This is a genomic window from Pseudarthrobacter sp. NKDBFgelt, assembly GCF_046097905.1.
GTDB lineage: Bacteria > Actinomycetota > Actinomycetes > Actinomycetales > Micrococcaceae > Arthrobacter > Arthrobacter polychromogenes.
The window spans coordinates 1-4,103 of sequence record NZ_JBJURL010000136.1; the positions used below are offsets into that span (position 1 = coordinate 1).

A 4,103-nucleotide genomic window follows, 5' to 3' on the forward strand; every position below is an offset into this window, starting at 1 on the left:
GCTCCGACAGCCTCCGCCCCGGCAGCCTCCGCATCCGCGGGCCAGGCCGCTTCCTCGCTGCGCGGCACCACCCAGAAGGCCCCGCGCATCCGCCAGGTCATCGCCCGCCGCATGCGCGAGTCCCTCGAGGTCTCCACGCAGCTGACCCAGGTCCACGAAGTGGACATGACCAAGGTCGCCAAGCTCCGTGCCCGCGCCAAGAACTCCTTCCAGGCACAGAACGGCGTCAAGCTGACCTTCCTGCCGTTCATCGCCAAGGCTGTCGCCGAGGCCCTCAAGCAGCACCCCAAGCTGAACGCTGCCTACGATGAGGACAAGCAGGAGATCACCTACCACAACGCCGAGCACCTGGCGATCGCCGTCGACACTGACAAGGGCCTGCTGGTCCCGGTCATTTCCGACGCCGGCAGCCTGAACCTTGCGGGACTGGCAGGCAAGATCGCCGACGTTGCCGGCCGCACCCGCGACGGCAAGATCGGCCCGGACGAGCTGTCCGGCGGCACGTTCAGCATCACCAACATCGGCTCGGTCGGGGCCCTGTTCGACACTCCGATCATCAACCAGCCGCAGGTGGGCATCCTCGGCACCGGCGCCATCGTCAAGCGCGCCGTGGTGGTGGCGGATGAGAACGGTGACGATTCGATCGCCATCCGCTCCATGATGTACCTCTCCCTGACCTACGACCACCGCCTGGTGGACGGCGCGGACGCCGGCCGTTTCCTCCAGACCCTGAAGGCACGCCTCGAAGAAGGCGCCTTCGAAGCGGACCTGGGGCTGTAACACCCGGACGCACACGACGGCGGTGCAGGCAACGGCGGGATAACTCCCGGACGGCCTGCACCGCCGTCGTCGTTTAACTACTACAGGCCGTAGAATCTCTGGCTACACTGGTCCCATGAACATCGTCTATAACATCGTGGTCTTCCTGCATATCGTCGGCGCCGCCATGATCGTCGGCATCTGGATCGGCCAGATGAAGAAGCCCACCGTCCACCCCCGCCAGTTCGACGGCGCCATGCTCCAGCTGCTGACCGGCGTCGCCCTGATGGGGCTTATCCCGGCCCTGGACATGGACGCCAACTACTTCAAGCTCGGCATCAAGTTCGCAGTGGCCCTCGCCGTTGGCGTGCTCGCCTTCATCGGCCGCCGCAAGTACAAGAAGGGCGAGGACATCAGCGCAGGCCTGGCGCACGGCGTAGGCGGACTCGCGCTGCTGAACATCGCCATCGCGACGCTCTGGCAGTAAGGCCCCAGGCTAAAACCACGACGGCGACGCTCCCTTCCGAGGGGGCGTCGCCGTCGTCGTCTCATGCCCCTGTCATAATCCTCTGACAGCGGACAGCCGGTGCATGCCGCGGGTGTTGTCCCTAGGATGGGACACGGCGGGGTCCAGGCAGCGGCCTGCCCCGGTACACATCGACCTGAGGAGTGAACATGGCAGCAACACGTTCAGCAAACGCAGTATGGAACGGCAACCTGACGGAAGGTGCCGGCACCACCAGCCTGGCCACCTCGGGCCTGGGCACGTTCGATGTCACCTGGAAGGCCCGCACTGAAGCGGCCAACGGCAAGACCAGCCCGGAGGAACTCATCGCCGCAGCCCACGCCGCGTGCTTCTCCATGGCCTTCAGCAACGAGCTCGACAAGGCGGGCCACACACCGGAGGAAGTCCGTACCAAGGCAGACGTGACGTTTGTTCCCGGCACGGGAATCACCGGCAGCCACCTCACCATGTCAGCTAGGGTCCCCGGAATTTCCGAGGAGGAGTTCCAGAAGATCGCGGGCGAGGCCAAGGTGGGCTGCCCCGTGTCCGGCGCCCTGGCCAGCATCGACATCACCCTGGATGCGACCCTGGAGTCCTGATCCGGCAAGAGTAAAAAAGCCCTGCCTGGCCATTCCGGCCAGGCAGGGCTTTCTGCTGCGCTGCGGGTTATTGCTGATGCGGCTTCTGCTGCCGGGGCTACTTCCCCTGGCGGCGTGCCGGCAGCGGAGCGGGACGCAGCCGGCGGTAGCCTTCGCGGGCCGGCGGACGGTCGGTGGGCAGTTCCTGGATCATTTCCTTCAGCGCGCCGATGCCGTATTCCAGCTGGGGGTCCCGGCCCGCGGCGTAGGCATGGGGCGGGAACGTGACCTCGATGTCCGGGTCCACACCGTAGTTCTCCACGCTCCAGCCCACTCCGCCGCCGAACCAGGTGGCGTACCGCGGCTGCGTCACGCCGGTGCCGTCGGCCAGGGCGAAGCGGTTGTCGATGCCCACAACCCCGCCCCAGGTGCGCGTTCCGATGACCGGTCCGATCCCCCTCAGCTTGGACACCTGCGTAATGATGTCCCCGTCTGAGCCGGCAAACTCATCGGCAAGGATAATCACCGGGCCGCGCGGCGCATGGTGGGGGTATGTCCGCGGCTTTTCCCCGCGGGGCATGCTCCAGCCCGTGACCTTGCGTCCAATGAGCTCTGCCACCAGCTGCGAGGTGTGCCCGCCGCGGTTGCGCCGGACATCGACGATCAGTCCGTCCAGGGCAGTTTCGGTGTCAAGGTCCCGGTGCAGCTGTGCCCAGCCGTTCGCCATCATGTCCGGGATGTGGAGGTAGCCGAACGTGCCCGCCGACGCTTCACGGACGGTGCGCCGGTTCGAGGCCACCCATTCCTGGTACCGGAGGCGCTCCTCGTCCTTGACGGGCACGACGGCGACGCGGCGCTGGGTGCCCGCTGCGGCTCCGTGCGCAGCACCGTTCAGGAGGGTCAGCTCGACGGCGCGCCCTGCGGCTCCGACAAGCTGCATGGCCGGGGTGACGCTTTCCGAGAGCGGCACGCCGTCGATGGCGAGCAGGATGTCCCCCGCCTTGCCGCCGACGCCGGGCCGGGTCAGGGGCGACGTCGCCAGCGGGTCGGAGGACTCGCCGGCAAGGATCCGTGTGATTTCCCATCCGGCGGACGTGTAGGCCAAGTCGGCCCCCAGCCTGCCCTGGCCGTGGCTGCCGTTCTCCGTGACAAGTGCCGGCCGGACGTAGGCGTGCGAGGTTCCCAGTTCGCCGTGCAGTTCCCACAGGAGATCCACCAGGTCATCGTGGGAGCCCAGGCGCTCCACCAGGGGACGGTAGCGCTTGTGGATGGATTCCCAGTCCTGGCCGGCCATGTCCTCGGTCCAGAAGAAGTCGCGCTGCAGCCGCCACGCCTCGTCGAAGGCCTGGCCCCACACACTGAGCGGTTCCATCATGACCCGGATCCGGCCGAGGTCAACCTTGACCAGCTTCCCGGATTCCTCATCCGCCTTGGCATCGGCGGGAACCACGGTGACCTGCTTGTCGGAGACCAGCACCACCTTGCTGCGGTCCCCTGACAGGCGGTAGCTGTCCAGCGCGTCCACCAGTGTGGTCTGCTTGCGCCGTCCAAGGTCGAACCGGACCAGGCTGGGCCGGGCGTCCTTGTCGTCCTGGCTGGCCTTGCCGTCGCCGGTGACCCCGGCGAGGGCCCAGTCGAGCCACAGCAGGGCTCCCTCAGTTGCCTTCAGGGAGGTGTAGTTCCCCTGCGGCACGGGAACGGTGATGACCCGGTGCGCCAGTCCCTCGGCGTCCACCCGGACGTCCGGTGCTGATGTTTCCCCGTCCGGGCCCTGTCCGCCTCCCCCTGCGGCTGCAGCTTCCCCCGCTTCGGAGTCCACCGCGGGACCAAAGGGCGACGGCGTGTCCGCCGAGAGTGCCACAAGGTACGGCTTGATGGGGCTGGGAAAGGAGAGGTCGAAGGAGTGTCCGTCGTACACCGGGTCGAAGCTGCGGTTCGACAGGAACGCCAGGAACTTCCCGTCCGGGGTAAAGGCAGGGGATTTGTCTCCGAAGCGGCCGTCCGTGACATCCACCGGGACGGATCCCGGCTTTGCCACGTTGGCCATCCGCAGCCGGCTGCGGGAACCGAAGGACGTGACCGGCTCTGACCAGACGAGCCACTGGGAGTCCGCCGACCACGAGAGGTCGGCAACCGTGCCCTCGCCAATGCTGGACACCAGCGTCAGTTCACCTGTGCGGGTGTCCGCCACATAAACCTCGCCGAAGGACGTGCCGAGGGCGAGCCGTTGCCCGTCAGGACTGGCTTCCAGGGCGCTGGCC

General features: G+C 67.2%; 4 protein-coding genes. 3 read left to right on the top strand and 1 reads right to left on the bottom strand.

Annotated features, from left to right (window positions below; translation table 11 throughout):
• The 3 genes from sucB to ACKAE7_RS20465 all read left to right on the top strand — a co-directional run.
• Window positions 1–780: 2-oxoglutarate dehydrogenase, E2 component, dihydrolipoamide succinyltransferase (gene sucB / locus ACKAE7_RS20455; RefSeq protein ID WP_408980155.1), on the top strand; the 780-nt coding region annotated here is incomplete at its 5' end.
• A gap of 115 nt (window positions 781–895) precedes the next feature.
• Window positions 896–1,246, top strand: coding sequence for a hypothetical protein (locus ACKAE7_RS20460; RefSeq protein ID WP_066275205.1), 351 nt, complete (start codon window positions 896–898; stop codon window positions 1,244–1,246).
• 188 nt (window positions 1,247–1,434) lie between these two features.
• Window positions 1,435–1,863, top strand: a complete 429-nt coding sequence (locus tag ACKAE7_RS20465) for an OsmC family protein (protein ID WP_104187558.1) — start codon at window positions 1,435–1,437, stop codon at window positions 1,861–1,863.
• Between the two features lie 97 nt (window positions 1,864–1,960).
• Here the strand turns inward: ACKAE7_RS20465 and ACKAE7_RS20470 are convergent.
• Window positions 1,961–4,103 (bottom strand): S41 family peptidase (locus tag ACKAE7_RS20470; protein WP_408980156.1); only part of this gene is annotated, 2,143 nt, incomplete at its 5' end.

Excerpts from the sequence above, each read along its gene's own strand:
- ACKAE7_RS20460 (WP_066275205.1), top strand. The coding sequence starts at position 896 with ATGAACATCGTCTATAACATCGTGGTCTTCCTGCATATCGTCGGCGCC.
- ACKAE7_RS20465 (WP_104187558.1), top strand. The coding sequence starts at position 1,435 with ATGGCAGCAACACGTTCAGCAAACGCAGTATGGAACGGCAACCTGACG.